The organism is Halococcus morrhuae DSM 1307, assembly GCF_000336695.1.
GTDB lineage: Archaea > Halobacteriota > Halobacteria > Halobacteriales > Halococcaceae > Halococcus > Halococcus morrhuae.
On record NZ_AOMC01000109.1, the window covers coordinates 89,082 to 112,650 of the forward strand.

Sequence of the window (23,569 nt, forward strand, 5' to 3'; positions counted from 1 at the left end):
GGAACGGCGGGAACGACGGTGATATGCCTGTTCGTTCGCGTCTCGATTCACCGTCCGCCTGTGGTGATTCCGATAGTTCGCGTACAACAGTTCGCCGCTCGATCGTCACCCGCCGGTTCGACGGAGCCACGGCGGGCGCTCGCGATCGCATCCCCCCCGCAGTCGCTCTCAGCCGAACATCTGGCGCATCATCGGATGCATCTCCATCAGCTGCTCCTCGGCGATCTCCTCGTAGAGCTTGTAGGTGATCGACACCGTGAGCAGCAATCCCGTCCCCGAGACCGCGCCGATGGTGCCCATCATGTTCGCCCCGACGGCGAGCACGCCGACCAGCGCCCCGCCGATGACCGTCACCTGCGGGATATACCGCTCCATCACCTTCTCGATGACGCCGGGGTTCTGCCGGAAGCCTGGAATCTGCATGCCGGAGTTCTGGATCTGCTTCGCGGTCGCCTCCGGCCCCATGTCGGCGGTCTCGACCCAGAAGATCGCGAAGATCGCACCGCCGATGACCATGAAGGTGAGGTCGACGCCGATGCGCAGCGCGACCTGCCAGGCGGCCTGACTCGCGCCGAGCCACTGTTCCGGCGAGTTGATCGGTGCGAGATAGTAGAACAGCCCGCCGACGGGTTGCCCGCTCGAATAGACGCCGAGCCACGCGGGCAGCCCGACCTGTGAGTTGAGGATCCGGCCGAGGAACTGGATGTTCGCCTGGAGCGCCCGCACGAGGATCATCGGCAGGACGCTCGCGTAGATGAGTTTCACCGGGAAGCGTCCGCGTGCACCCTTGACTCTGGCATGAGAGAGCGGGATTTCGACGCGCACCGACTCGGCGTAGACCACCACCACGAAGATCAGGAGCGTGGTGAACAGCGCGATGAGATCCCCCTGACCGAACAGCAGCGTCTGGATGCCCTCGCTCGTCAGCGGCGAGACCTCGATCGCTCCGGTGATGATGTCGAGCCAGCTGCTGAAGAACCCGTCACCGCCGAAGAAGCCACCGATGAGGCTCTGGCTCACGCCGGCGATGATGAACAGGCCGATCCCTGAACCGACGCCCCATTTCGAGATGACCTCGTCCATGAAGAGCACGAGGATCGCCCCGACGAAGATCTGGGCGAACAGCAGCCACTTCACGCCGCCGATACCGATGCCGAGCGACGCCGCTACCTGCTGGCTCGCCGGCAGGTAGTTGCCGGCGAACACCATCGGCAGTCCCGTGATGCAGATCATCACGAGCACCAGGAACTTCTGGAGCCCCTGATAGAGCACCTGATCGCGTGGATCGTTCGTATCCAGTCCCAGTAAGTTCGCCCCGCCGAGTAGCTGTAACACGATGCTCGCGGTGACGATCGGACCGATACCGAGCTGGAGGACCGAACCGGCCTGCCCGGCGAGGATCGAGCGAAAGCGCCCGAAGAGGTCGCCTCCCTGCCCGCCCAACCCGTAGAGGGTGACGTTCGTCAGGAAGAAATACAGCACGAGTACGCCGAGCGTCCAGCCGAGTTTCCGCCTGAACGGGATGTGGCCCTCGGGCTGTCTGACCGAGGGCATCCGCGTCAGAACGGGTTCTGCGGTCTCCTTCCAGCCCATTTTCGGTCTATTCCGACTCCGCGTTTGTAGCCTCTTCGGCTTCCTCGTCCTCGTCGTCCTCGCGTTCGGCCAGTCGCTCCTCGCCGCGCTCGCTCAGGCTCGCCTCGCCGCCAGCCTCGTCGATGAGCTCGTGTGCGCTCTCGGAGAACGCATCGGCGGTCACCGTGAGGCTCTGACGGACCTGGCCGCCGCCGAGCACCTTCACGGCGTCGGCGTCGTGGCCGTCCTCGACGATGTCGCGCGCGTCGAGCTCGTAGCCGTCATCGGTCTCCTCGGCGACCCCGTCGGCCGCGTAGAGGGCGGCATCCTCGTCGAGCTCGCGCACCTCGACGGTGAGGATCTCCTCCTTCGCCTTTTCCGGGCGGCTGAACCCGTGTTTGCCGAGCGGTCCGTAGTTGTGGAACTCGTGATCGTCGCGCCCCGCGCGCCCGCGCCCGCCTCGATGGCCGGCCCCGCGGCGGTTCTTGTGCGAGCCGCCGCTGTGGGTGCGCGAACCGCGCTGGCGTCGTTTTTTGCTTGTCATCGTTGGTAGTCCTCGACGGCGATTACCGCATCGCCGTCAACAGCGCGTCGATTTCCTCCGTACTGTGCCTGCCGAGCTCGCCGTCCTCCGGCACGGGGTGTTTCACGCCGTCGTGACCGCCCCGCGGCGGGGGGAGTCGCAGNGGAGTCGCAGTGCGGGCGTCAGTCCCGCCTCGCGAAGCGTCGTCTCCTCGGCGAGCAGCCCCTCCGCGAGCGCCGAGACGTCGTCGTAGTCGGTGTTCTCGCTCACCCACTCGTCGTCGATCTCGGCCGTTCCCTCGGCGGGCTCGCCACGCGTCTGCAGCAGCGTCGCGATCACACCGGGGCTCGGCTCGCCGAAGGCAACGTAGTCGTTGACCTTCGTTATCATCCCCTCGTAGGTGTCGGTCTCGGGGACGAGCGCGCAGTGGTTCGTGCTGTGGACGTTGAGCATCGAGAGCGTATCGCGAACGCCGCTCTCCATGTTCACCTCGCCGCGCAGCTGGACGAGCGCTTGCATCACTCGATCACCTCGCGCTGCTCGATGGCGCGCTCTGGCACCCGTGCCTCGCTGGTTGCCTTGAGCGCGTTGAACGTCGCCTTCGCGAAGTTGACCGTCGTCCGGGTCTTGCCCGAGGAGTTCGTCCAGATGTCCTCGATGCCGGCGAGTTCGAGCACCGAGCGGGCGGTCGCTCCCGCCGCGAGACCCAGCCCTCGGGGGGCCGGTCGGAGCTCGACCTCGACGCTGCCGGCCTTTCCGTCCGTCCGCAGCGCAACGGTGTGCGGCCGGCCGCAGCCACACTCCCACGAGCCACAGCCACGCGAGACGCGCACCATGTTGAGCTTCGCGATCTCGATGGCCTTCTGGATCGCCGACCCGACCTGGTCGTCGCGGCCCTCGGCGTAGCCGACGTAGCCGTTGCGGTCGCCGATGGCGACGACACAGCGGAACTTCACCCGCCGACCGGAGTCGGTCATCCGCTGGACCATGTTGATGTCGAGCACGTCGTCCTCGAGCGAGAGCAGCTGATCGGTGATCTCCGGCTCCTTCAGCGGGAGGCCCGAGTTGAGCGCCTCGTCCATCGAGGTGATCTCCTCCTCGGCGACCAGTTTGCCGAGCCGCGTGCGCGGCTCCCAGCCTCGATTACTCATCGCCGCCTCCCAGTTCGTGATCGAATTCGTCCATGATTGTCGTTCTGACTTCCTCGAAGTGGTCGGGCAGCTCGGTCGCGTCGAACGAATCCGAATACAGCGGCTCGTCGCGACTCTCCGCGTAGTCGGCGATATGCTCGCCGCTCGTGCGCTCCCAGTCGGCGAACACCGATTCGTTGTGCGGGACGTCGAGCCCCGCGTCGATGGCACCTTCCTGGATCGCGAACAGCTTGCTGCCCGGCGTCGCGGCGTTGAGCCCGATGTCGAGCACTGCCTCGTCGATCTCGGTATCTCGCGCGCGCAGCCCGGCCAGCAGTCCCGTGAGATACGCACTGGGCAGGTTCCCCGTGGGAGCCTCCCAGCCGTACTCGTCGAGATCGGCCGAGCTCGCGCTCGCGTGCGTTTCGTCACCGTCGGGACTGGGGGTCACCAGCTGCGCCCTGACGTGGCGGTTGCTCTTTCTGGCAACCAGTCGGGGTTTGCCTGATTTCAACAGGCGCAACCGCTGATGGTAGTCCGTCCGGACCTCGCGCCGGCGGCGCATCGGTACGTTGTATCGTGGTCCTGTTGCCATTATTCGTCCTCCAGTTCGATGTCGAATTCGTCCACGGCGAAGCTCTCCAGCCTGTCGACGCTGTCGAACTCGCCGCCGCCCGCCTTGTCGTACAGCGTGCGGTACTGCGTCCGGTCGATGGTGCCCTCCGCGCGCAGCTCCTTCAACCGACGGCGCTGCGCACGGATCCGCGAGACCCATGCGTCCTTGCTGTTCTCGCGCGCGCCGGCGGTCCCCTTCCGACTCCCGGGACCCTTCCGATGACCGGCGGCGCGCTGGCTGTTGCGCTTGCGTGCGCGGCCGCGCGAGTTCGATTTCGCCGCCTTCGCGTCGACCGTTCCCTCCGTGACGAGCTCACGGATGTCCTCGCGGGTGATCGCCTCGGCGATCTCCTCTTGCTGTTCGGGATCGAACCAGACGCGGTTCTTCCCGACGTCGAGGACGTCCGCCGCGAGCCGTCGTTGTGCGGTCAGATCACTCATTCTCGTTCACCTCCACTTCGACGTAGGTCGGGTTGAGCACCCGGATCCCGTCGTCTTCGGCCTGTTCCTCGATGCGTTCGCGCTTGCGACCGCCGACCGTGGAGCCGATCCGCACGGCGTGGGTGTCGCCGTCGACACCCTCCAGATCGTCGGTGTTCTCGACGCGGACCTCTTCGAACCCGCTCGGATGCCGTCCGCGCACGTCCGTCGCGGTCCGGTAGCCCGCCCCGACTTTCGCGCCCTTGCCCTTGACGCCGCGGCGCTGCTTCGAGAGCTGGCCGCGCGGGCGTCGCCACGAGGTCGCCACGCGCTTTTTCTTGTGGTGGTCCTGCCGGTTGAACTGCGGCTGGGACCGCCGCCGGCGCTCGCCGAGCAGTCGCTGCTCCTCGTCGTCGAGGTTGGGTGTCTTCTCGGTCAGCCCCCGCGGACGGAGTTCGGTCTCGACGTCCTCGGCCTCTTCCTCGGGCGTCTCGTCCTCGACCTCGGTGTCGGTCTCCTCGTCGACTTCGAGCCCGCCGACGTCGGCCTTGATCCGCGCAGCGAGCGCGTTGCCGATCCCCTCGACGTCCGCGAGAGCGGACTGCTCGGCGCGTTCGAGGTCGGCGACCGATTCGAAGTCGGCCTCGCGCAGCGCGTCGGCCTTCTCCTCGCCGACGCCGCTGACCTCGGTCAGTTCTTCGGGCGTCTCCTCGTCCGACTGCTCGACGTCGATCTCGCCGACGTCGGCCGCGATGCGCGCGGCGAGGGCGGTACCGATCCCCTCGACCTCGCCCAGTTCGTCTTGGTCGGCGTCGCGGAGATCGTCGATCGTCTCGTAGCCGGCCTCGCGCAGCTCGTCAGCGGTTTCCTCGCCGACGCCGTCGATGGCCGTGAGTTCGCGTTCGTTACTGGCCACCGGCGCTCACCTCCCGGGTCGGTTTGCCGCTGATGTAGACGCCGTCCTGGAACACCCGTGTGTCCTTCCCGCTGACGCGGGTGAGCTGTTCGATGTCCGCGGCGGTCTGGCCGACGTCCTCCTTGTTCGGCCCCGAGAGCGTGACGTGCTCGTCGTCGACCTCGACGTCCGTGTCGCCGCGGATCGGCGTCCGGCGCGGTGCCTTCTCGCCGAGGAAGTTCTGGATCACGACGTCGCCGTCCTCGACGCGCACCTGCATCGGGAAGTGCGAGTAGAAGACGTCCATCTCGTAGGTCCAGCCCTCGTCGACGCCGTAAAAGGCGTTCTGGATGTGGCTGACGAACGTGCTCATCGTCGCCGTCGTCTTCGCGTCCTCGGCGTCGCTCGCGAGGACCACCGCGTCGTCCTCGACGGTGACGGAGACGTTCGGATACCAGAGCCGTCGCGTGACGCTGCCGTTCTCGCCGGAGATCGTGAGGTCGAAGCGCTCTGCCTCCGCGCTCGTTCCCTCCGGAATCGTGAGTCGTTGTTCTGTCATTATCAGTATACGTATGCGAGCACCTGCCCGCCGAGACCTTCCTCCCTGGCCTCGTAGTGGCTCATCACGCCGTGGCTCGTCGTGACGATGAGCGTCCCGTAGTCGCGGGCCGGGAGGAACCGCTTCTCCCATTTCTCGAACTCGTCGGCCCCGGCCGAATACCGGGGCTTGACGACGCCACAGCGGTTGATCTTCCCTCTGAGTTCGACCTCGAACGTCCCGGCACGGCCGTCGTCGACGAACTCGAAGCCGTCGATGTAGCCGCGGTCGTAGATGACCTCCAGGACGGAGCCGATCGTGTTCGAGGCGGGCTGCACGGTGAAGTCGAGCTTGCCGACGCCTTCGGCGTTGTCGATGCCGGAGAGCGCGTCGGCGAGCGGATCGTTGTCGGTCATTGGTATTTCTCGAACCCCATGCCGCGGGCGATCTCGCGGAAACACTGTCGGCAGAGCCAGATGTCGTACTTCCCGACGAGCCCCTGCTTGCGCCCGCAGCGCTGGCAGGCTTCGAGCTGGCCCGTGCGTTTGCTCGCGTGTTCGCCAGTCTCCACGTCGCTTTCGCTCATTGTACCTCCATGTCGTAGCTCTCTTCGAGATAGCTGATCGCGTCCTCGATGTCGAGGCGGTGGCGACCCGGGATCGACCGGGTGGCCTTGGTGCGGCGTTTGATGCGTGCGCCCGGGCGGGCGAGGTTCGCCGTCACGTCCATCCCGTAGATCCCGGTGTTCGGATCGTACTCCTGGTTCGGGAACTCCGTATGCTCGGCGATGCCGAAGCTGAAGTTCCCCGTCTCGTCGAACTGCGTCCGTTCGATCGTCGCGAGTTCGAGCGCCGTTGCCAGGAACTCCTCGGCGTCGTCGCCGCGGAGCGTCACCTTCGTGCCGATCGGATCACCCTCGCGGATGCCGAACTCCGGCCGGGTCGCCTTCGCGCGCGTCCGGACGCTCTCCTGGCCCGTCACCGCTTCGAGGATCTCCTCGGCGTCGGCGAGCTCGCGCCCGCCCTGGCCGACGCCCATGTGGACGACGATCTTCTCGACGACGGGCTCGCGCATCTCGTGGAAGCCGGCGGCGTCGCTCATTCGTCGTCACCTCCGTCGGTCGGGTCCTCGGCCGCTTCAGCGCCCTCGCCGGCCGTCGTGACGGTCTCGTCCTCGTCCTCTTCGACGAAGTTCTCGTCGATGACGACGACGTAGTCGGCGATCGTCTCGAAGCCGTCACCCTCCTCCTGGATGACGATGACGTTGTTCGCCGAGCTGCCGGGCGTGACCTGGATCTCCTCGATCTCGCCGATCTCGCCGGCGTGCTGGCCGCGCACGGCCGTCACGAGCGCACCCTCCTCGTAGGGGAAGTGCGCGAGGATCTCGTCGTCGTGGTCGATGACGATCGAATCGCTGCCGGCGTACTCGCCGTCCTCGATTTCGAGGGTGTGGCCGTCGTGCAGCGCGAGCTGAGTGTTGCCGCCGGGGACCTGCCCCTTGCCGACGATCTTGCCGAGCTTCGAGTCGGCGTCGGCGGCGTCGATCGGCGAGAGCGCGAGCCGGCCGCCCTCGTCGGGGAACACACGGTAGTGCTCGTCGCGCTCGGTGAACTCGACGATGTCGAACATGCCGATCGGGCGCTCCTCGTCGTCGAGGGAGTCGCCGTTGATCAGGATGGTGCCCTGGTTCAGCGCGTAGCGCGCCTCCTTTCGGTTGTCGACGTAGCCGAGCACGTCGCGGAGCACGATCAGCAGCGGCACGCCCTGCTCGCCGTGCGGACCGGCGGCGGCCTTCACCGTGAACGTCGCCGTCTTGCGCTCGACGGGCCACGAATCCGGCACCGAGAGCCGCTTCTGGTGCTTACTCATCGTCGCCCTCCAGCCGTGCCTCGCGGCGATCGTCGTCGAGCGTGAGCTCCGTGATCCGGAGGTTGCTCGCGTCGAGCGCCCGTGGGACGTCCTCGCCGTCGGCGGTTTCGAGGGTAACGTCCTCGACGTGGATGACCGCGTCCTGGAGATCGACGGTGACGACCTCACCCTCTTCGCCGGCGAAGTCGCCGCGCATGACCTCGACGGTGTCGCCCGCGTTTACTCGCGCGCTACGGCGGCCGTACTCCTCGCGGAGATCGCCCGCGAGCGTCGCACGGACCTGTCTGTGCTTCTCGTGGAGCGGCGCGCGCTCCTCGCGTGTCCGTTGTTTGTGTGGTTGTTTGCTCATGGTTGTTCTAGACGATCATCGTCGCCGCGCTCGCGATCGAGCCGAACCGTTCGGCGACCTCGCGGGCGACCGGCCCCCGCAGCTCGGTGCCACGGGGATCCTCGTTGTCGTCGACCACGACGGCGGCGTTGTCCTCGAACGTGACGCGCGTGCCGTCGGGGCGGCGGATCGGCTTGCGCTGACGGATGACGACCGCTTCGAGCACCTGTCGGCGCATTTCCGGCGTGCCCTTCGTCACCGATACGGTGATCTTGTCGCCGAGGCCGGCCTTCGGATGCCGGCTCTTGACGCCCGAGTAGCCCGCGACACTGATGACTTTCAGTTCGCGTGCGCCCGTGTTGTCCGCACACGTCACGAGCGAGCCCTTTTCGAGCCCCTGCGTGACGTCGGCCGAGAGCGCTTCCATCAGCTCTCGCCCTCCTCTTCGTCGGCCCCGATCTCGCTCAGGTCGACCTCGCTTTCGGAATCCGAGGGCCCCGAGAGACTGCTCGCCCCCAGATCACGCGTCGTGTCGAGCGTCGAGACGACGACGTGTGCTTTCGTCTTCGACAGCGGGCGCGTCTCGGCGATGCGCACCGCGTCGCCGACCTCGAGATCGAGGCAGTCCGGCGCGTGTGCCGGCGTGCGCGACCGTCGCTTCATCTGTCGGTCGTATTTCGGTACTGCGACGTCGTACTCGCGCTCGACGACGACCGATCGATCCATCTCCGTGGAGGCGACCATGCCGTCGACCGTCCCGCCGCGCACGGACAGCGTCCCGTGGAACGGACAGTTCGGGTCGTCGCAGGTCGTCTCCGGTTCCGTTACGTTGAGTCCTAACGCCATTTCGAATCACCTGTCGTTTCCGTCCGCCGGGCCGGCGGCGCGACCAGTCGCTCGCCCGCGACCGTCGCGTACTCGCCCTCGAACGCGAACTCGAAGGTCGCCCCGGCTTTCGGTACTCGTTTCGTTCGTTCGCCCTGTTCGACCACGAGCGTGTTCTCGCTCTCGGAGACGACCGACCCCTCGATGCCGACCAGCGAGCCGTTGCTCGCCGCGGCAACCCGGGTCTGCAGCCCGCGAAGCTCGTGTCGCGCGACCGTCTCGGCCGTCAGCGCCATCACGACGCCTCCTCGTCTTCCTCGTCGAGGTCGCCCTCCTCTCGCCGGATCGTCTTCAGCCGGGCGATCGTTCGCCGCAGCTCCTTGATCCGACCCGGGTTGTCGGGCGCACCGCCGGCGGCCTGAACGGCTCGCGAGTTGAGCAGCTCGGTTTCGAGCTCCTCCTGTTCGACCTCGCGTTCGGCCGGCGTCATGTCGCGGATCTCCGCGCTGTGCAGGATTGCCATCAGTTCTCACCCTCCACGTCCGCGGGATCGACCTCGCTCGCACCCTCTTTGATGCGCTCGGCGAAGGCATCGCCGACGCCCTCGGCCTCGGCGAGATCGTCCTCGCTCGCGTCCTGGATGTCGGCGACGGATTCGAAGCCGGCCTCGACGAGTGCTCCTGCTTTGGCGTCGCCGACGCCGTCGATCGCCGTCAGCCCCGCACCGGCGTCGGCCTCGGTCGATTCCATCTCGTCGAGGATCGCCTCGGCGTCGGCCTCGGTCTCCTCGGAGAGCTCCTCGTCGATCTCGGCGTCGTCGGGCGCGGTCTCGGCCGCACCGGTCTCGGCCTCGACGTCCTCTTCGACGATCTCCTCTTCTTCGATCTCGGCGGCCTCGGCTCCCGCTTCGTCCTCGGTGAGTTCGAACTCCTCGTCGGCGTCCGACTCCTCGGAGCCGTCGGCCGGCTCCTCGGCCTCGCCGAGCAGCGCCTCGACCTCGTCGCCCTCGATCTCGTCGGGGACGAGCGACTCCGTGTCGACGTCCTCGTGGATGCGGAAGTCGTCGGGCAGGTCGGCGTTCGGCGGGATGATCTTCACCGTGACGCCGATCGTTCCGAGTTTCATCACCGCGACGCCGTCGCCACGGTCGACGATCTCCTGGGACGGCTCGCCGTTGTGCTTGATGTAGCCCCGGTTGAACTTCTCGTTGCGCGAGCGTGCGCCGGTCACTTTACCATTAAGTGTAATTTCGGCACCACGTGCGCCCGCGTCCATGATGCGGTCGATCGTCGTGTGGCCGGCCTTTCGGAAGTACCAGCCGCGTTCGAGGGCGTTGCCGAGCCGGTCGGCGACGATCTGTGCGTTGAGGTCGGGCTCGTCGACCTCCTGGACGTCGATCTGGGGATCGTCGAGATCGAAGCGCTCCTCGAGCTCGCTCGTGATCTTCCGGATGTTCTTCCCACCCTTGCCGATCACCATCCCCGGTTTCTCCGCCCGGAGCACGATCTGCGTGCCCATCGGGGTCTTGGCCAGATCCATCCCGCCGTAGCCCGCGCGGGCCAGCTCGTCGGCGAAGAACTCGTCGATCTGGGTGCGCTGCATCCCGTCCTCGATGAACTGCTGTTCGGTCGCCATCAGCTCTCACCCTCCTCGGGTTCGGCGACGACCATCTCGACGTCGACCTCGGGCGTGTTCCACGCCGTCGCCCGCCCCATCGCACGGGGTTTGCGACCCTGCACCTCGCCGACCTTGTGGGCGGCGACGTGATCGATCGTCATCGATTCGGGCTCGAAGCCCTGATGTTCGGCGTTCGCGCCGACGTTTTCGAGCAGATCGAGGAAGGCCTTGGAGGCCTTCTCGGGATAGCGACCGGCGTCCCAGCCGTCGATGTCGTTGCGGTGACCGACGCCCGTGTTGTGCGAGCGAAAGGGCACCGACTGATCGCCCGCGATGACCGCTTCGAGATAGTCGCGCGCGTTGGCGACGCTCATCTCCTTGATCTCTCGGGCGATTTCCTTGCTGTGCTTGTGGCTCATGTGGCGCTCGCGGAGCATGGCTTTCGCCGTTTTCTCCGGGTCCGCGTCCACGCTGTAACTGATTCCCATTGCGTTATGCCTCCATTATTTGAGCGGGACGAACTTCGACGAGCGCGTCGCGCCGATGCCCGCCTGTCCGTGTTCGACCGACGTCCGGGTGAGCTGGAACTCGCCCAGATAGTGGCCGAGCATCTCCGGCTCGATCCTGACGCGCTCGAACTCCTGACCGGTGTGGACGGCGAAGGTCTTCCCGACGAACTCCGGCAGCACCGGCATGTCGCGCAGATGCGTCCGGATCGGGTCGTTCGCCGTCTCCTCGTTGCCCTTCTCGCGCGCTTTGGCGAGCAGTTTCTCCTTCTCGACCGAGAGGCCGCGCTCGATGCTGCGGCGTTTGCGCGCCGGCAGCAGCTCGGCGACCTCGTCGAGGTCCATTGCCTGTAGCTCCTCGATCGTATGGCCGCGGTAGGTGAACTCGCCCTCGCGACCGGTTCTGTAGTCCGAACTCATCTCATTTCCTCCCCGTCCGCTTGCTGGCGATGTCGCCGACCTTCCGTCCCGGCGGGGCGTCCCGCGAGACACTCTTTGGCTGGCCGGGATGCTGACGACCGCCACCGCCGAACGGGTGATCGACGGCGTTCATCGCCACGCCACGCACGCGCGGGTATTTCGAACCCCGTGCGCGCATCTTGTGGTGTTTGTTGCCCGCCTTCACGAACGGCTTCTCGGTGCGACCGCCACCGGCGACCACACCAATCGTGGCCCGACACTGCGGGCTGAGTCGCTTCGTCTCGCCGCTTGGCAGCTCGACGATCGCCGCCTGCCGATCGTGAGTGATCAGCTGGGCGTTGACGCCCGACGAACGGGCGAACTTCCCACCGTCACCCGGCTGGCTCTCGATGTTGCAGACCGGCACGCCCTCCGGGATCTCCGCCAGCGGCAGCGTGTTGCCGGACTTGATCTCGGCCGAAACGCCGACCTGGATCTCCTCACCGACGCCGATGCCCTCCGGTGCGAGCACGAGGCGCTGATCGTCATCCTCGAACTCGACGGCTGCGACCGGGGCACTCCGGGCCGGATCGTGTTCGATCCCGACCACGGTGCCCGCGACCACGTCGTCGTCCTCGGTGGTGGGATGCGAGAGCTCCGCCTTGTACCGATGGGAGGGCGCGCGGAACGTCGGCGTCCCGCGACCGCGTCGTTGACCCTGGATTCGTCGTCCCATCTCAGAACACCCCGATCCGCGAGGCGACGTCCTGTGCGTCGTCGTCCTCGCTCAATGTCACTGTGGCTTTCTTCTCGCCCTGTGGCGTGACCTGCGTGCGCACGTTCGTGATCGCGACGTCGAAGCGCTCCTCGACCTCCTCGCGGATGCCCGGCTTCGCCGCGTCGCTCGCGACGATGAACTGGAGCGTGTTGCGGTAGTCCATGTCGTTCATCGCCTTCTCGGTCACGTAGGGATATTTCACATCGCTCATCTGTCTTCGACCTCCTCGATGGCGCTCTCGGTCCAGATCGTCAGTCGACCCGACTGCGTCCCTGGCGCGAGATCCTCGGTGTTCACCTCACGCGCGGTGGCGACGTCGGCACCCGCGAGATTGCGGGCCGCTCGCGACGGTTCGTCGCTCGTGACGAACAGGATCGAGGTCGGCCGTTTGTACTTCCGGCCACGGGTCGTCCCGCGTCCGGCGCGTACGGTCTTGTCCTCGGCGCGCTCGATGTCCTCGTCGACGCCGAGCGCTTCGAGCAGCGAGACCACGTCCTGGGTCTTCACGAACTCCTCGAACTCGTCGTCCACGACGATCGGGAACTCGCCGTCGAACGCCGCGACCTCGTGGCCGCGTTCGCTCACGCGCTCGCGATCGCTGGTGGCCGCGATGGCGCTGCGGGTCGCGAGCTTGCGCTCGTTGTCGTTGAGTTTCAGCGAGCGATCGTTCTCCTCCTTCGGTGGGTGGGCCGGTCGCCCGCCCACGGTCTGGGGGACGCGTCGTCCCTGGCCGTTCGATCGGGGGACGTGGGCCATGCCGCGACCGCTACCGAACGACTCGGCGGGCGTTCGCATGCCCGCGTAGTCGTCGGAACCGTAGGGCTGTGCCCGGTTGGCCTGTGCGGTGCGCACCGCCTGACCGATGAGCTCCGGGCGATGGGGCGTCTCGAAGACGTCCGGGAGCTCCACGTCGCCGGCCTCCGTACCGTCCGTGTCGTATACTGTCGTCATTGTCCTTGGTTCGATGCCGTCGAGACGTAGCGCACCTCGGGATCGAGGCGCGGCTGGTCTCCGGGTCGGATCGCCGGTCGGAACCTGAGAAGCCGCTGGTCCGGACCGGGAAGCGAGCCTTTGACGAGCGAATAGGGGCCGTCGACCTCGCCGTAGCCGACGAAGCCGCCCTCGGCGCTGGCGTCGTCGCCGTCGCCGACGCTCACGAGGCGCTTGTTGAGCTCCGTCCGCTGGTGGTAGCCCGTCTGTCCCTGCTGGGGGACCGTTGAGCGCACGCGCGATGGGTTCCACGGGCCGAGGTTGCCGATACGCCGCTTGTACCCCTGCCGGAAGTGTTTGCCCTTGCGCTTCTGGACGCCCCAGCGCTTGACGGGGCCCTGCGTCCCTTTGCCCTTCGTGACGCCCGCTGCGTCCATGTATTCGCCGGGCCGGAACACCTCGGTCAGCTCGTGTTCGCCCCCGCCTGCGATGAGGTCGAGGCCGAACTCGACGCGCTCGTCGAGATCACTGCCGCCGACGCGCGTCTCCATCACGTCCGGGCGCTTCTTCGGCACGTTCGCCATCTCGCCCGGCACGGTGTGGGTGATCGCACGGATCTCGCCGATCTCGTTGTTCTCGACTGCCTCCTCGAAGGCACCGGGATCCGATTCGCCGTCGGGAACGTCGAGCGCCCGGTCGAGATCGTCGTGGAACTCGTCGGTCCACGTCTCGGTGAGCGGGCGGAGTCCGTAGGGTGTCTGTTCGTAGGCTCTGAGCGCGACCGCGCGCATCGGGGGCGTCTCGACCACCGTGACGGGGACGGTCTGTTCCATCCCTTCACGTGGCGAGTTGGCCGCGTCGTCGATCATCACGACGTGGCTCATGCCGGCCTTGTAGCCGGCGAACCCCTGCAGCCCGGGCTGTCCGTCGTCGTCCGGCCACGAGCCGAAGCGCGGCACTTCGCTGTGTGCGCGCGTTCGCGGCCCGTAGCCGAGCGAGCCTTTGCGTGGTCTGGTTGGTTGTACCATGTGTGTGCTACCTCACTGTGGAAGCGTCAGGGGCGCGAGCGTCGCGAACACCGCTTCTTCGGTGCGAACGACCTCGCTGCCCTGCTTCGGAACCGTGTTGAGCCAGCAGTCGAACCCCGCGTGGGGTGTATCGCTCGCCACCGACGCCGCGTCGATGTCGAGCATCGCCGGCAGCCCTCGCTCGGGCGCGCCGAAGGCGACGGTCAGCCCGTCGTCGGCACGACCGGCCAGCGTTCCGAGTCGCTCCGTCGTCAGCACCTCACCGTGGCGTGACGTTGCGACCCGGAACCCGGCGTCCTCACGGCCGAGCGCTGCCGAGAGGTCCGCGCGCTCGACGGCGAACCCCGGTGGGGATTCGTCCGTGATTCGCGCGCGGACCGGCTCTCGCGAAGAGATCCTGACGGTCACGCGCTCCCCCTCGTCGACCGCCATCTCCGGCGGTGCGACGAGCGAGATCGGGTGTTGCAGTCCGCAATTGACCCGAACGCGCCCATCAGGGCCGACCTCGGTCACGATTCCCTGTCTTGACGACCCCGAACCGTTCGATTCGGAGCCGGTCCGAGCGGCCGCGCGAAGCGGCGGCAGAACACCCGCGTACTCCAGTTCGTCCCGCGTGCCCCACGCCTCCTTTCGGAGGTAGGGGGCCGTTGCGGCGTACGCCAGTACCGTGGAAACGAACCCGCCACCCCATCGCCGGTCGCCGTCGAGGTCCGGAAAGACCGTTACGCGGTCGACCCGGAAGACGGTGGCCGCACGAGCGACGAGACCGACCTTGTGGGTCGCCTCGCGTTTGTCGGCGGCCTCCCGGCAGAGCGATGACGGCACGAGTACGCTACGTGTCATGCCGACGCTTTCGCGCCGTGCCACTAGACTGTAGCGCTCCTATCGTACTCGGTGGTAAAAGGATAGCGTTTCCATGCAACCGTGTCGACAGTTCACAGGAACTACAGCCGCGACCGCTTCGGAACGTTTTTACACTCGACCCTCCGACCATGGAGTGCAGGGCGCTGGTAGTGTAGTGGTATCACGTGACCTTGCCATGGTCACAACCCGAGTTCAAATCTCGGCCAGCGCACTTCTCTAAATTCGTTTCGTCAAGCACCACGCTCGCTGATCACTCCCTCATTGCGGAAATCGCTCACTGCAGGCACAATAGTGATATTCCGATGCACGAATTCGTGTGCATGAATGGCACGACCGTCGTGTTGGGCTGGGACGGGCTCGACCGCACTCTGGTCGAGGAGTACGACCTCGCCGAGGCGTTCGGACCGCACTACTCGGCGCTCGAAACGTTCGAGAACCCGGTTCTCGGCAAACCACACACCTACGAGCTCTGGCCCTCGATCATCACCGGTCGGCGACCGGACGAGCACGGCGTCCACGCCGCCACCGACGACGATCCCTCCCACCCCGCGCTCGAAACGGCCCGGCGACGGGTGCGCGATCTCGCCCCGCGGCGGCTCGGTGCAGCGTTCGACCGGCGGTTCGGCAGTCGCGGCGCGGAGCTCGGCTTGCTCTCGGCGGAGCACTACCGAAAGCGCGGGATCCCGACGGTGTTCGACGGTCGTGCGGCCCGCCCGATCGCGATCCCGAACTACCGCGTGCCGCGCGACTACGACCTGGACATCGTCTTCGACAGGGGTGAGCAGTTCGGGCGTTTCCTCGCGGCGGGCGAGCGGGGAACGGAGAGTCCGGCGCTCGCGGCGTCGGTGCCGCGGCTCGAAGAGCGACTGGCCGGCGAGGCGGCCCGCAAACTGGGGATCGTCCGGGCGGCGCTCCAGCGCGAGTACGACCTGCTGTTCGTCTGGCTCGGCTTCGTCGACACCGTGGGCCATCTCGCGCCGATCGCCGGTGCGGTGGATCCGGGCTGGCAGGAGCGCACGTACCGGCTGGCTGCCGACTGGACGCGCGAACTGCGCGCGGTGCTCGGCGGGGACGACCGACTGCTCTGTGTCTCCGATCACGGCATCCGCGAGGGCCACCACACCCCCGACGCGTTCGTCGGCTCGACCGAGGAGGAAATCCCCGAGACAACCGAGTCCGTGCTCGACGTCCGTGCGGCCATCGATCAGGTGACGCCGACCGGCGGCGACGTGGCCGAGCCGGAGCTCAAAGCGGCTCACCGGACGGACGAGCGTGTGCATGTTCGCACGGCTGCGGACGTCGAGGAACAGCTCGATGGACTCGGCTATCTCTGAATCGGGCGATGGAACGCGGTCGTCGCTAGCCTTTTACCTTCACTCTCGCAAGCGGGGCCATGCTCACCGTCCGGGCCCCGGCGACGAGCGCCAATCTCGGGAGTGGCTTCGACGTCTTCGGCGTCGCACTCTCGCGCCCGGCCGATATCGTCCGCGTCGCGAAGGCCGACGAGACGACGATCGAGGTCACGGGAACCGGCAGCGAATACATCCCGGAGGACCCGGAGAAGAACACGGTCGGGGCGGTCGCGGCGGCGCTCGACGCACCGGCCCGCATCGAGATCGACAAGGGCATCCGGCCGGCTTCGGGACTCGGCTCGTCGGCGGCAAGCGCCGCGGCCGCCGCGGTCGCGCTCGACGAACTCTACGATCGTGGCCACACGCGCGAGGAGCTCGTCCCGATCGCCGCGGAGGGCGAGGCAGTCGTCTCGGGGACGGCCCACGCCGACAACGTCGCCCCCTCCATTCTGGGTGGGTTCACCGTCGCCACCGACGAGGGTGTCACGCGCGTCGGCACCTCGCTCCCGCTCGTGGTCTGCCTGCCCGAGACCGTCGTCTCGACGCGCGACGCGCGCCGGGTGGTGCCCGAGGAGGTGACGATGGACGAGCAGGTAGAGACCGTCGGGAAGGCCGCGACCCTCGCGGTCGGGATGTGTCGCGGCGATCCCGAGCTCGTCGGGCGCGGGATGGACGATTCGGTCGTGACGCCCGCGCGTGCGGCGCTGATCGACGGCTACGCGGCGGTGCGCGAGGACGCGTTCGCGGCGGGTGCCACGGGCGTCACAGTGAGTGGTGCCGGTCCGGCGGTACTCGCGACCTGTCGGGCGAACGATCGGCGGGCGGTCGGCAGCGCGATGCTCGACGCGTTCGCCGAGGCTGGCATCGAGGCACGCGTCTATCGCTCACGGGTCGGCCAGGGCGCGACTCTGCACTAGGGACGAGTTCTCGTCACTCCGCTGGCGGCGTCGAGCGCCTCCGTGAGTTGCTGATTCACCCGCTCGGGTTCTGGAACGTTCGAGAGAGTGATGTCCATCGTGTCCGAGCCGGCGGTGTAGATCGTGATGTCGCCATAGGAGAACAGTCGTTCGGTCACCGACTGGCTGAACGTCGTGTTCTGGACGCGATCGAGGCGTATCTGGGCGACGCTCTGGTTGAGAACACCGGTCTTGCGGTAGATCTCCTCACTCGTGAGGACGTACTGCGTGCTCACGAGCGAGACGTAGGCCCACGCGACGATGACGATCCCCAGCGGGATGCCAAGCAGGGGAAACCAGCGGATCGACGGGTCGGTGAGAACGGTCGTGAGGGCGATCCCGGCGATCGCGAGCGCGAGGGCGACGACAGCCGACGGGGTGACGAGTCGGAGGCTCGGATGACCCTGCCAGAGGACGTCTTCGCCCTCGGTGAGCGTCACCCAATCGGGAACGTCGGTCCGTGTCATGTGGGTCGCTACTTCCGCGGCTCGCATATATCTCCGGTGTCACGAGGCGAAGCGTATATGCCAATTCGTACTAAACAGTTAGTTAGATATGGCTAACACAGTGACGACTCCACGATCACAGCGGGTACGGTTCGGGGGAGGCGGATCGACGGCGCGTGATCGGTGGATCGGCGGCGACCGGCGTGGCCGGAACGAACACGATCGGATCTCTCACTCCGAGCGGGTGCGTCGGCTGTGAGCGGCGTCGTCGATTCGCTGCGGAGCGTCTCGTTCCGCGAACTGCTCACCTATCTCGGGCCGGGATTCCTGATCAGCGTCGCGTACATGGATCCCGGCAACTGGGCGACGAACATCTCCGGCGGTGCGAAGTACGGGCCGGCGCTGCTGTGGGTCATCGTGCTCGCCAGCCTGATGGCGATGGGCATCCAGATCATCGCGGCGAAACTCGGCATCGCGACCGGGAAAGGCATCGCCCAGCTCTGTCGCGAGCGACTGCCCTCTCGGGTCGTCTGGCTGCTCTGGGCCGCCGCCGAACTGGCGATGATCGCGACGGACATGGCCGAGATCATCGGCGCGGCGATCGGGTTCAGCCTCGTCTTCTCGATCCCGCTGCCTGCGGGCGCGGTGCTCGCGGGTGCGGCCTCGTTCGCGCTGCTCGGCGTACGGACGGTCCACGACCGTGGCTACCGCTGGGTCGAGTTCGTCATCATGGCTCTCGTGGGAATCATCGCGCTCGGATTCGTCTTCGAGATGCTGCTCGCTCGGCCGACGGCCGCTGAGATCGGGCGCGGGCTGGTGCCGTCGATTCCCGGGCCCGACGCGCTATACGTCGCCATCGGCATCCTCGGCGCGACGGTGATGCCCCACTCGATCTATCTCCACCCCTACATCGTTCAGGATCGGCGGACGGAACTGATGGCAACCGAGGGCGATACCGAGGGGGTCCACCGGCGACACTTCCTGTTCGAGTCGGTCGATACGGTGTTCGCGCTCTCGGGGGCGATGTTCGTCAACGCCGCGATGTTGATCGTCGCGGCCGCCGCCCTGCAGGGGACGGGGATCAGCACGCTTCAGGACGCCTATATCACGCTGCAGAACGTCTTCGGCGCGAGTTCGAGCACGGTCTTCGGCATCGCGCTCATCGCCGCCGGGCTCTCCTCGTCGCTCGTGGCGACGATGGCCGGTCAGACCGTGATGGACGGCTTTCTCGACCTCCAGATCAACGTCTGGCTCCGGCGCTCGGTGACGCTGCTCCCGAGTCTCGCGGTCGTCATCGCCGGCTTCGATCCCACGAGCGTGCTCGTCGCCTCGCAGGTCGCGCTGAGCTTCGAACTCCCGTTCGTGTTGATCCCGCTGCTGTGGTTCACGCGCGAGGAGGGACTGATGCGGTCGTTCAAGAACTGGACGAGCACGACGACGGTGCTCGGCGTGATCATCGCGCTGATCGTCGTGCTCAACATCTGGCTCATCTACACCGAACTGTTCGGTTGAGGCGGACGGAGCGGTGCAGCGACCGCTGTTGTGCGGATGTGGTGGCGGTCCTGGAGGATGAAGGGCGAACGAGCGACTGGAGTTCTCGTGAGCGCAGCGAACGAGAGCACGGAAGAGCTGCGCTCTTCCGGTGGGAGCGAGTGAGGGCTTCGGCGGAAGGCGGTGTTGTGCGGGTTGCGGGGTGGTTGCGGAACGCATCAGTCGCCCGACCGCGAACGAGCCGTAGGCGAGTGAGCGGGCCGAGGAACCCCCGAGCGAAGCGAGGGGGTGACGCTGGCTTTTGGTCCAGCTTTTGCGAGGGAGCGAACGAAGTGAGCGACCGTAGCAAAAGGTGGTCCCGTAAATGTTTAGCCCGGTGGCACGCTACGCGCCGCATGGCGGACTGTCCACTCGCCGACGAATGCCCCAGTTTTTCCGAGCGGGTCGCGGGAATGGGATGTCAACACTACGGCAACCGAGGCGGTGCGGAGTGGTGTAACCACTACAGCCAGCCCATCCGCGAACTGAAATCCCAGCCCGTCACCGTCGGCGAGGAGCTCGTCGTCACCGTCGAGGACATGCACGAGAGCGGTGCGGGTGTCGGCCGCACCGAGGACGGGTTCATCGTCTTCGTCGACGGCGTCCTGCCCGACGCGCGCTCGCGGGTGAAGATCACGAAGGTGCGCTCGAACCACGCGCGGGCGGACGAACTCGAACGGCTGCCGATGGACGACGAGGGCGAAGCCGAAGACGGGGCAGACGAGGACGACGGCGAGGTCGATGACGAAAGTGATGCGGACGAGGAGACGGGCGGGCGGCCGAAGCATCGCCAGCGGCTCGGCAGCCGCGAGAACTTCTGGGGCGGGTAGGCCGGACTGGACAGTCCGATGGCCGACGAGGCGGACGACGTCTTATCGCGGATCGGGTTCGATCCGGCGACCAGCGTACTCACGCGCCGCCAGACGACGGTGTTGGCGCTGCGTGAGCGCGGGCTGAAACAGCGAACGATCGCCGAGTGTCTCGATACCTCACGGGCGAACGTCGCCGGTATCGAGTCGAGTGCACGGGAAAACGTCGCGCGTGCCCGCGAGACCGTGGCGTTCGTCGACGCGCTCGAAGCGCCGGTTCGTGTTCCGGTAGCCGCCGAGACCGATCTCTACGACGTTCCTCAGCAGATCTACGACGCCTGTGACGAGGCTGGCGTGAAGGTGAACTACACCGCGCCGGAGCTGCTGAATGCCATCGGCGAGCGGGCCGGTGGAGCGGTGCGTGGTCGCGAGATCCGGGAACCGTTGCTGGTGAGCGTCACCCGCGAGGGCGAGGTGCGAGTGCGCCACGACGGGACGACCCGAGAACAGGAGCTATAGGCCGGGCGCGTGTCGAGCCGCTATGGATCTCGAACTCGACGACAACGCAGCACTCGTCACGGCGAGTACGAGCGGGCTCGGGCTCGCGAGTGCCGAAGCGCTCGCCGCGGCGGGGGCGAACGTCGCGATTTGTGGGCGGAATGTCGACACACTCGACGCGGCGCGCGAAACCGTCGCGGCGGCGGGAGCGGGCGATGTGCTCGCGATCGAGGCAGACATCACCGACGGCGACGACATCGAGCGACTCGTCGACGAGACGGTCGCGGCGTTCGGTGGGATCGACCACCTCGTCACGTCGGCTGGCGGCCCGCCGAGTGGGCCATTCCTGGACACCGCCGAAGAGGAGTGGTACGCGGCCTACGATCTGCTGGTGATGAGCGTCGTCCGGACGCTGTCGGCGGCCCATCCACATCTCGAAGCCAGCGACGCCGGCACGTGGGTCGCTATCACCTCGACGAGCGTCGTGGAACCGATCGAGGGGCTCGTCCTGTCGAACGCGGTCCGGCGCGGCGTCACGGGCGTGGTGGATACCGTCGCGCGGGAGTTCGCGCCCGATATCCGGGCGAACGCCGTGCTGCCGGGAAGCCACGAGACACCGCGGATCGAGGAGCTCGTCGAGGCCGGCGTCGAGCGCGGCGAGTACGACAGCTATGAGGAAGGGCTGGCCGACTGGTCCGACGGTATCCCGCTCGAACGGGTCGGCGATCCGCGCGAACTCGGCGACGCGGTGGCGTTCCTGTCGAGCGCGCGAGCGAGCTTCATCACCGGGGCGGCGCTCCCGGTCGATGGCGGCACGCTGCGAGGCTGATGCGCACGGTTCTGTCGTGGAGCGGCGGCAAGGATGCGTCGTACGCGCTCGACGAAATGCGACGGGATGAGGATGTCCACGTCGAGGGTCTGCTGACGACGATCGCGGCCGACACCGGCAGGAGCAGCATGCACGGTGTGCGCCGCGAGTTGTACGAGCGCCAGGCCGCGGCAGTAGGGTTGCCGATCGAGTTCGTCGAACTCCCGAGCGATCCGACGAACGAGGCCTACGAGCGGGCGATGGCTGCGGCCATCGAGAACTATGCAGACCGGGGCATCGAGTGCATCGCCTTCGCCGACCTCCTGCTCGACGACATCCGAGCCTATCGCGAGGAGCAGCTCTCGGACACCGATCTCGACGGCTACTGGCCGCTCTGGGATCGGGACACGGCATCGCTCGCGGCCGATTTCGCCGACCGATTCGAAGCGACGGTCGTCTCCGTCGACGGCGACCTGTTCGATCGCTCGTTTGCCGGTCGGACGTTCGACGCGCGATTTCTCGCTGATCTCCCCGACGAGGTCGATCCCTGTGGCGAGAACGGTGAATTCCACTCGTTCGTTCGGGATGGCCCCATTTTCGATGAGTCGGTGGACGCGACGACCGGTGAGACGGTCACGCGACCGGTCGGCGACGGCAAGTTTCACTACTGTGAGCTACTGACGCCGAACGAACCCGCACCGTGAGCGGTGGCCGTGGTCGTTTTTGTGGTTGCGGAGCGGTTGGCGCGCGCTCGCGCTCGTGTGCGAACGAAGTGAGCACCGAGCGCGAACACTGTGCGAGGGATGAGCACCGCAGCGAGCAATGCGAGCGAGGAGCGCAATCGGCTGGGGAGGTATGTGGGTGGTGCGGTAGTGAGGGACAACTGTCCGTGCGAACGAAGTGAGCGCGGTTCGCCGCGAGCGACCGTCAGGAGCGAGCGGTTCTTTTTAGTCCAGGTTTTTCAAGGAGTGGTGCGCGCGGAGCGCGCACCCGACGCAGAAAAAAGTGGACTACCAGGTTTCGACGGTGCCTTCGCGGACGTCTTCGAGACAGCCCTCGCAGTCGGGATGGCCCGCTTCGAAGCAGTCGGGTTCGTAGCCGTCGAGGACGACGGTGCGCTTTTGGGCGTAGCGTCGGCAGACGATGCGGGCGTGTTCGTCGTACGGGCCATCGCTGTCGGCGCGGGTCTGGCCGTCGCTGTAGGCGCGTTTCGATTCGGCATACCGTCGGCCCGCGGCGCGCGCCGTCGAGTGGAGAAAGCGCACGATCGAACCGTCGTCGCTCATGGAAGCCGATTGGACGGCGCGCTACAAAGACTCGTCGCCATCCCGAGTCACTTTCACTCCGCTCGCACAAGTCTTTATACCATCGCGCGCCAACCAGCGATTGTCTCCCATCGAAAACAACGCGGAGACAGGACATCCAATGACGGACGTACAACAGCACGCGACCGAGATACACGAGCAGTTTTCCGATACACTGGATATCAGCGTCGAGGAGGTCGAGGAGCGCCTCGAAACGCTGGTCAACGAGTACAGAGTGCCCGCCGAGGAGGCTCGTCGGAGCGTCACGAGCAGCTACCTCGACAAGGCGGACATGGATCGCGAGGAGCTGGGCGGCGACAGCGAGGAGCGCACGATCGAGAGCATCGAAGTGCCCGAGCAGTGGGTCGATCTCACCGTCGAGGTACTCCAGCTCTGGGAGCCGATGAGCGAGTCGGTCGCACAGGTCGGCCTGCTCGGCGACGAGACGGGCACGATCAAGTTCACCGCGTGGGCGACGTCGGATCTCCCCGAACTCGACGAAGGCGGCACCTATCGGCTCGAAAACCTCGTGACCGACGAGTACGAGGGCCGATTTTCGGTCAAACTCAATCGGACCACGAGCATCGAGGAGATCGACGAGGAGATCGATGTACCGGAGTCGGGCGGGACGAGCGAGGAGCGCGAAATCGCCGAGATCGACACGCCCGAGGAGTGGGTCGATCTGACGGCGAAAGTGAGCCAGCTCTGGGAGCCACGGAGCGAGTCGATCGCACAGGTCGGACTGCTCGGTGATCCTTCGGGAACGATCAAGTTCACCAAGTGGGCCACCTCCGACCTGCCCGAACTCGACGAGGGTGGCGTCTACCGACTCGAAAACCTCGTGACCGACGAGTACGAGGGGCGGTTCTCGGTCAAACTCAATCGCACCACGGGTATCGAGGAGCTCGACGAGGAGATCGAGGTCGGCGACGATGCCATCGCCGTGGAGGGTGCGCTCGTCGACATCCAGCGCGGGAGCGGGCTCATCAAGCGCTGCCCCGAGGACGACTGCACGCGCGTGCTCCAGAAC

34 protein-coding genes, 1 tRNA gene and 1 pseudogene are annotated in these 23,569 nt (G+C 66.8%); 9 read left to right on the forward strand and 27 right to left on the reverse strand.

Annotated elements, in window-relative coordinates; translation table 11 throughout:
• Positions 1 to 168: 168 nt before the first annotated feature.
• The 25 genes and pseudogenes from secY to C448_RS08965 form a co-directional block, all read right to left on the reverse strand.
• Positions 169 to 1,593 (reverse strand): preprotein translocase subunit SecY, encoded by a 1,425-nt coding sequence (gene secY, locus C448_RS08845; RefSeq protein ID WP_004054018.1) that lies wholly within the window; start codon positions 1,591 to 1,593, stop codon positions 169 to 171.
• A 7-nt stretch (positions 1,594 to 1,600) separates the two neighbouring features.
• Positions 1,601 to 2,116 carry an uL15m family ribosomal protein gene (locus C448_RS08850; protein WP_004054019.1) on the reverse strand — a complete coding sequence of 172 codons (516 nt, stop codon included), beginning with the start codon at positions 2,114 to 2,116 and terminating at the stop codon, positions 1,601 to 1,603.
• 22 nt (positions 2,117 to 2,138) lie between these two features.
• Positions 2,139 to 2,614, reverse strand: a pseudogene (rpmD, locus tag C448_RS08855) (50S ribosomal protein L30).
• Complete coding sequence (locus C448_RS08860) at positions 2,614 to 3,246, reverse strand: 30S ribosomal protein S5 (protein ID WP_004054022.1); 633 nt, start codon at positions 3,244 to 3,246, stop codon at positions 2,614 to 2,616. Before C448_RS08860 ends, rpmD begins: the two are co-directional and overlap by 1 nt.
• A complete protein-coding gene (locus C448_RS08865; protein WP_049916201.1) occupies positions 3,239 to 3,820 on the reverse strand; it encodes a 50S ribosomal protein L18 in 582 nt (193 codons plus the stop codon). The genes C448_RS08860 and C448_RS08865 overlap by 8 nt, the downstream gene beginning before the upstream one ends.
• Positions 3,820 to 4,281, reverse strand: a complete 462-nt coding sequence (locus C448_RS08870) for a 50S ribosomal protein L19e (protein WP_004054024.1) — start codon at positions 4,279 to 4,281, stop codon at positions 3,820 to 3,822. Before C448_RS08870 ends, C448_RS08865 begins: the two co-directional genes overlap by 1 nt.
• A complete protein-coding gene (locus tag C448_RS08875) occupies positions 4,274 to 5,176 on the reverse strand; it encodes a 50S ribosomal protein L32e (RefSeq protein ID WP_004054025.1) in 903 nt (300 codons plus the stop codon). The genes C448_RS08870 and C448_RS08875 overlap by 8 nt, the downstream gene beginning before the upstream one ends.
• Positions 5,166 to 5,714, reverse strand: a complete 549-nt coding sequence (locus C448_RS08880; RefSeq protein WP_004054026.1) for a 50S ribosomal protein L6 — start codon at positions 5,712 to 5,714, stop codon at positions 5,166 to 5,168. The genes C448_RS08875 and C448_RS08880 overlap by 11 nt, the downstream gene beginning before the upstream one ends.
• 2 nt (positions 5,715 to 5,716) lie before the next feature.
• Complete coding sequence (locus C448_RS08885; RefSeq protein WP_004054027.1) at positions 5,717 to 6,109, reverse strand: 30S ribosomal protein S8; 393 nt, start codon at positions 6,107 to 6,109, stop codon at positions 5,717 to 5,719.
• Positions 6,106 to 6,279: a 30S ribosomal protein S14 gene (locus C448_RS08890; protein ID WP_004054028.1), complete on the reverse strand. Its 174-nt coding sequence runs from the start codon at positions 6,277 to 6,279 to the stop codon at positions 6,106 to 6,108. The genes C448_RS08885 and C448_RS08890 overlap by 4 nt, the downstream gene beginning before the upstream one ends.
• Positions 6,276 to 6,794, reverse strand: coding sequence for a 50S ribosomal protein L5 (locus C448_RS08895; protein ID WP_004054029.1), 519 nt, complete (start codon positions 6,792 to 6,794; stop codon positions 6,276 to 6,278). Before C448_RS08895 ends, C448_RS08890 begins: the two co-directional genes overlap by 4 nt.
• A complete protein-coding gene (locus C448_RS08900) occupies positions 6,791 to 7,561 on the reverse strand; it encodes a 30S ribosomal protein S4e (protein WP_004054030.1) in 771 nt (256 codons plus the stop codon). Before C448_RS08900 ends, C448_RS08895 begins: the two co-directional genes overlap by 4 nt.
• On the reverse strand, positions 7,554 to 7,910 hold the full coding sequence (rplX, locus tag C448_RS08905) for a 50S ribosomal protein L24 (RefSeq protein ID WP_004054031.1): 357 nt from the start codon (positions 7,908 to 7,910) through the stop codon (positions 7,554 to 7,556). The genes C448_RS08900 and rplX overlap by 8 nt, the downstream gene beginning before the upstream one ends.
• 7 nt (positions 7,911 to 7,917) lie before the next feature.
• Positions 7,918 to 8,316, reverse strand: coding sequence for a 50S ribosomal protein L14 (locus tag C448_RS08910; protein WP_004054032.1), 399 nt, complete (start codon positions 8,314 to 8,316; stop codon positions 7,918 to 7,920).
• Positions 8,316 to 8,735, reverse strand: coding sequence for a 30S ribosomal protein S17 (locus C448_RS08915; protein WP_004054033.1), 420 nt, complete (start codon positions 8,733 to 8,735; stop codon positions 8,316 to 8,318). Before C448_RS08915 ends, C448_RS08910 begins: the two co-directional genes overlap by 1 nt.
• A complete protein-coding gene (locus C448_RS08920; RefSeq protein ID WP_004054034.1) occupies positions 8,726 to 9,010 on the reverse strand; it encodes a ribonuclease P protein component 1 in 285 nt (94 codons plus the stop codon). The genes C448_RS08915 and C448_RS08920 overlap by 10 nt, the downstream gene beginning before the upstream one ends.
• Complete coding sequence (rpmC, locus tag C448_RS08925) at positions 9,010 to 9,237, reverse strand: 50S ribosomal protein L29 (protein WP_004054035.1); 228 nt, start codon at positions 9,235 to 9,237, stop codon at positions 9,010 to 9,012. The genes C448_RS08920 and rpmC overlap by 1 nt, the downstream gene beginning before the upstream one ends.
• The gene (locus tag C448_RS08930; RefSeq protein ID WP_004054036.1) at positions 9,237 to 10,349 is read right to left on the reverse strand and encodes a 30S ribosomal protein S3; all 1,113 of its coding nucleotides are present in this window, start codon (positions 10,347 to 10,349) and stop codon (positions 9,237 to 9,239) included. Before C448_RS08930 ends, rpmC begins: the two co-directional genes overlap by 1 nt.
• Positions 10,349 to 10,819 (reverse strand): 50S ribosomal protein L22, encoded by a 471-nt coding sequence (locus C448_RS08935; RefSeq protein WP_004054037.1) that lies wholly within the window; start codon positions 10,817 to 10,819, stop codon positions 10,349 to 10,351. Before C448_RS08935 ends, C448_RS08930 begins: the two co-directional genes overlap by 1 nt.
• Before the next feature lie 15 nt (positions 10,820 to 10,834).
• On the reverse strand, positions 10,835 to 11,257 hold the full coding sequence (locus C448_RS08940) for a 30S ribosomal protein S19 (protein ID WP_004054038.1): 423 nt from the start codon (positions 11,255 to 11,257) through the stop codon (positions 10,835 to 10,837).
• Position 11,258: 1 nt separating this feature from the next.
• A complete protein-coding gene (locus C448_RS08945; RefSeq protein ID WP_004054039.1) occupies positions 11,259 to 11,972 on the reverse strand; it encodes a 50S ribosomal protein L2 in 714 nt (237 codons plus the stop codon).
• A 1-nt stretch (position 11,973) separates the two neighbouring features.
• On the reverse strand, positions 11,974 to 12,225 hold the full coding sequence (locus C448_RS08950) for a 50S ribosomal protein L23 (RefSeq protein ID WP_004054040.1): 252 nt from the start codon (positions 12,223 to 12,225) through the stop codon (positions 11,974 to 11,976).
• Positions 12,222 to 12,965: a 50S ribosomal protein L4 gene (gene rpl4p, locus C448_RS08955; protein WP_004054041.1), complete on the reverse strand. Its 744-nt coding sequence runs from the start codon at positions 12,963 to 12,965 to the stop codon at positions 12,222 to 12,224. The genes C448_RS08950 and rpl4p overlap by 4 nt, the downstream gene beginning before the upstream one ends.
• On the reverse strand, positions 12,962 to 13,972 hold the full coding sequence (locus C448_RS08960) for a 50S ribosomal protein L3 (RefSeq protein ID WP_004054042.1): 1,011 nt from the start codon (positions 13,970 to 13,972) through the stop codon (positions 12,962 to 12,964). Before C448_RS08960 ends, rpl4p begins: the two co-directional genes overlap by 4 nt.
• Positions 13,973 to 13,984: 12 nt before the next feature.
• Positions 13,985 to 14,815 carry a putative RNA uridine N3 methyltransferase gene (locus tag C448_RS08965; protein WP_004054043.1) on the reverse strand — a complete coding sequence of 277 codons (831 nt, stop codon included), beginning with the start codon at positions 14,813 to 14,815 and terminating at the stop codon, positions 13,985 to 13,987.
• A gap of 161 nt (positions 14,816 to 14,976) precedes the next feature.
• Between C448_RS08965 and C448_RS08970 the strand changes: the two genes are divergently transcribed.
• From C448_RS08970 to C448_RS08980, 3 genes are all read left to right on the forward strand, one after another.
• Positions 14,977 to 15,047: transfer RNA gene (locus C448_RS08970), tRNA-Gly, on the forward strand.
• 109 nt (positions 15,048 to 15,156) lie between these two features.
• Positions 15,157 to 16,170: an alkaline phosphatase family protein gene (locus C448_RS08975; protein ID WP_049916207.1), complete on the forward strand. Its 1,014-nt coding sequence runs from the start codon at positions 15,157 to 15,159 to the stop codon at positions 16,168 to 16,170.
• A gap of 59 nt (positions 16,171 to 16,229) precedes the next feature.
• Positions 16,230 to 17,105: a homoserine kinase gene (locus tag C448_RS08980; protein ID WP_004054045.1), complete on the forward strand. Its 876-nt coding sequence runs from the start codon at positions 16,230 to 16,232 to the stop codon at positions 17,103 to 17,105.
• Here C448_RS08980 and C448_RS08985 read toward each other — a convergent pair.
• Positions 17,102 to 17,611 (reverse strand): PH domain-containing protein, encoded by a 510-nt coding sequence (locus tag C448_RS08985; protein ID WP_004054046.1) that lies wholly within the window; start codon positions 17,609 to 17,611, stop codon positions 17,102 to 17,104. The two genes, C448_RS08980 and C448_RS08985, sit on opposite strands and share 4 nt — an antisense overlap.
• 234 nt (positions 17,612 to 17,845) lie before the next feature.
• Here C448_RS08985 and C448_RS08990 point away from each other — a divergent pair, with 234 nt between their 5' ends.
• The 5 genes from C448_RS08990 (at position 17,846) to C448_RS09010 (ending at position 21,939) form a co-directional block, all read left to right on the forward strand.
• Positions 17,846 to 19,102 (forward strand): Nramp family divalent metal transporter, encoded by a 1,257-nt coding sequence (locus C448_RS08990; protein ID WP_193363123.1) that lies wholly within the window; start codon positions 17,846 to 17,848, stop codon positions 19,100 to 19,102.
• Positions 19,103 to 19,476: 374 nt separating this feature from the next.
• On the forward strand, positions 19,477 to 19,950 hold the full coding sequence (locus tag C448_RS08995) for a TRAM domain-containing protein (RefSeq protein ID WP_004054048.1): 474 nt from the start codon (positions 19,477 to 19,479) through the stop codon (positions 19,948 to 19,950).
• 18 nt (positions 19,951 to 19,968) lie between these two features.
• Positions 19,969 to 20,448, forward strand: a complete 480-nt coding sequence (locus tag C448_RS09000; protein WP_004054049.1) for a Tfx family DNA-binding protein — start codon at positions 19,969 to 19,971, stop codon at positions 20,446 to 20,448.
• A 22-nt stretch (positions 20,449 to 20,470) separates the two neighbouring features.
• Positions 20,471 to 21,256 (forward strand): SDR family oxidoreductase, encoded by a 786-nt coding sequence (locus C448_RS09005; RefSeq protein ID WP_004054050.1) that lies wholly within the window; start codon positions 20,471 to 20,473, stop codon positions 21,254 to 21,256.
• On the forward strand, positions 21,256 to 21,939 hold the full coding sequence (locus C448_RS09010) for a Dph6-related ATP pyrophosphatase (protein ID WP_004054051.1): 684 nt from the start codon (positions 21,256 to 21,258) through the stop codon (positions 21,937 to 21,939). The genes C448_RS09005 and C448_RS09010 overlap by 1 nt, the downstream gene beginning before the upstream one ends.
• 306 nt (positions 21,940 to 22,245) lie before the next feature.
• Here C448_RS09010 and C448_RS09015 read toward each other — a convergent pair whose 3' ends face one another.
• Entirely contained in the window at positions 22,246 to 22,521 is a 276-nt protein-coding gene (locus tag C448_RS09015) for a DUF7091 family protein (protein ID WP_004054052.1), read from the reverse strand.
• Positions 22,522 to 22,660: 139 nt separating this feature from the next.
• On the opposite strand from C448_RS09015, the gene C448_RS09020 reads away from it, so the two are divergent.
• A partial coding sequence (locus C448_RS09020; RefSeq protein WP_004054053.1) for a hypothetical protein occupies positions 22,661 to 23,569 on the forward strand: 909 nt, incomplete at its 3' end.

Bases quoted from the DNA above. Each gene is read 5' to 3' on its own strand.
- C448_RS09010 (WP_004054051.1), top strand. From the start codon at position 21,256: ATGCGCACGGTTCTGTCGTGGAGCGGCGGCAAGGATGCGTCGTACGCG.
- C448_RS08850 (WP_004054019.1), bottom strand. From the start codon at position 2,116: ATGACAAGCAAAAAACGACGCCAGCGCGGTTCGCGCACCCACAGCGGC.
- C448_RS08870 (WP_004054024.1), bottom strand. From the start codon at position 4,281: ATGAGTGATCTGACCGCACAACGACGGCTCGCGGCGGACGTCCTCGAC.
- C448_RS08995 (WP_004054048.1), top strand. From the start codon at position 19,477: ATGGCGGACTGTCCACTCGCCGACGAATGCCCCAGTTTTTCCGAGCGG.
- C448_RS08890 (WP_004054028.1), bottom strand. From the start codon at position 6,279: ATGAGCGAAAGCGACGTGGAGACTGGCGAACACGCGAGCAAACGCACG.
- C448_RS08940 (WP_004054038.1), bottom strand. From the start codon at position 11,257: ATGAGTTCGGACTACAGAACCGGTCGCGAGGGCGAGTTCACCTACCGC.
- C448_RS08960 (WP_004054042.1), bottom strand. From the start codon at position 13,972: ATGGTACAACCAACCAGACCACGCAAAGGCTCGCTCGGCTACGGGCCG.
- C448_RS09015 (WP_004054052.1), bottom strand. From the start codon at position 22,521: ATGAGCGACGACGGTTCGATCGTGCGCTTTCTCCACTCGACGGCGCGC.
- C448_RS09005 (WP_004054050.1), top strand. From the start codon at position 20,471: ATGGATCTCGAACTCGACGACAACGCAGCACTCGTCACGGCGAGTACG.
- C448_RS09000 (WP_004054049.1), top strand. From the start codon at position 19,969: ATGGCCGACGAGGCGGACGACGTCTTATCGCGGATCGGGTTCGATCCG.
- C448_RS08985 (WP_004054046.1), bottom strand. From the start codon at position 17,611: ATGACACGGACCGACGTTCCCGATTGGGTGACGCTCACCGAGGGCGAA.
- C448_RS08980 (WP_004054045.1), top strand. From the start codon at position 16,230: ATGCTCACCGTCCGGGCCCCGGCGACGAGCGCCAATCTCGGGAGTGGC.
- C448_RS08865 (WP_049916201.1), bottom strand. From the start codon at position 3,820: ATGGCAACAGGACCACGATACAACGTACCGATGCGCCGCCGGCGCGAG.
- C448_RS08860 (WP_004054022.1), bottom strand. From the start codon at position 3,246: ATGAGTAATCGAGGCTGGGAGCCGCGCACGCGGCTCGGCAAACTGGTC.
- C448_RS08915 (WP_004054033.1), bottom strand. From the start codon at position 8,735: ATGGCGTTAGGACTCAACGTAACGGAACCGGAGACGACCTGCGACGAC.
- rpmC (WP_004054035.1), bottom strand. From the start codon at position 9,237: ATGGCAATCCTGCACAGCGCGGAGATCCGCGACATGACGCCGGCCGAA.
- C448_RS08880 (WP_004054026.1), bottom strand. From the start codon at position 5,714: ATGACAGAACAACGACTCACGATTCCGGAGGGAACGAGCGCGGAGGCA.
- C448_RS08885 (WP_004054027.1), bottom strand. From the start codon at position 6,109: ATGACCGACAACGATCCGCTCGCCGACGCGCTCTCCGGCATCGACAAC.
- C448_RS08975 (WP_049916207.1), top strand. From the start codon at position 15,157: ATGAATGGCACGACCGTCGTGTTGGGCTGGGACGGGCTCGACCGCACT.
- C448_RS08900 (WP_004054030.1), bottom strand. From the start codon at position 7,561: ATGAGTAAGCACCAGAAGCGGCTCTCGGTGCCGGATTCGTGGCCCGTC.
- rpl4p (WP_004054041.1), bottom strand. From the start codon at position 12,965: ATGACGACAGTATACGACACGGACGGTACGGAGGCCGGCGACGTGGAG.
- C448_RS08895 (WP_004054029.1), bottom strand. From the start codon at position 6,794: ATGAGCGACGCCGCCGGCTTCCACGAGATGCGCGAGCCCGTCGTCGAG.
- C448_RS08930 (WP_004054036.1), bottom strand. From the start codon at position 10,349: ATGGCGACCGAACAGCAGTTCATCGAGGACGGGATGCAGCGCACCCAG.
- C448_RS08945 (WP_004054039.1), bottom strand. From the start codon at position 11,972: ATGGGACGACGAATCCAGGGTCAACGACGCGGTCGCGGGACGCCGACG.
- C448_RS08935 (WP_004054037.1), bottom strand. From the start codon at position 10,819: ATGGGAATCAGTTACAGCGTGGACGCGGACCCGGAGAAAACGGCGAAA.
- C448_RS08965 (WP_004054043.1), bottom strand. From the start codon at position 14,815: ATGACACGTAGCGTACTCGTGCCGTCATCGCTCTGCCGGGAGGCCGCC.
- C448_RS08910 (WP_004054032.1), bottom strand. From the start codon at position 8,316: ATGGAAGCGCTCTCGGCCGACGTCACGCAGGGGCTCGAAAAGGGCTCG.
- C448_RS08950 (WP_004054040.1), bottom strand. From the start codon at position 12,225: ATGAGCGATGTGAAATATCCCTACGTGACCGAGAAGGCGATGAACGAC.
- secY (WP_004054018.1), bottom strand. From the start codon at position 1,593: ATGGGCTGGAAGGAGACCGCAGAACCCGTTCTGACGCGGATGCCCTCG.
- C448_RS08920 (WP_004054034.1), bottom strand. From the start codon at position 9,010: ATGGCGCTGACGGCCGAGACGGTCGCGCGACACGAGCTTCGCGGGCTG.
- rplX (WP_004054031.1), bottom strand. From the start codon at position 7,910: ATGAGCAAACAACCACACAAACAACGGACACGCGAGGAGCGCGCGCCG.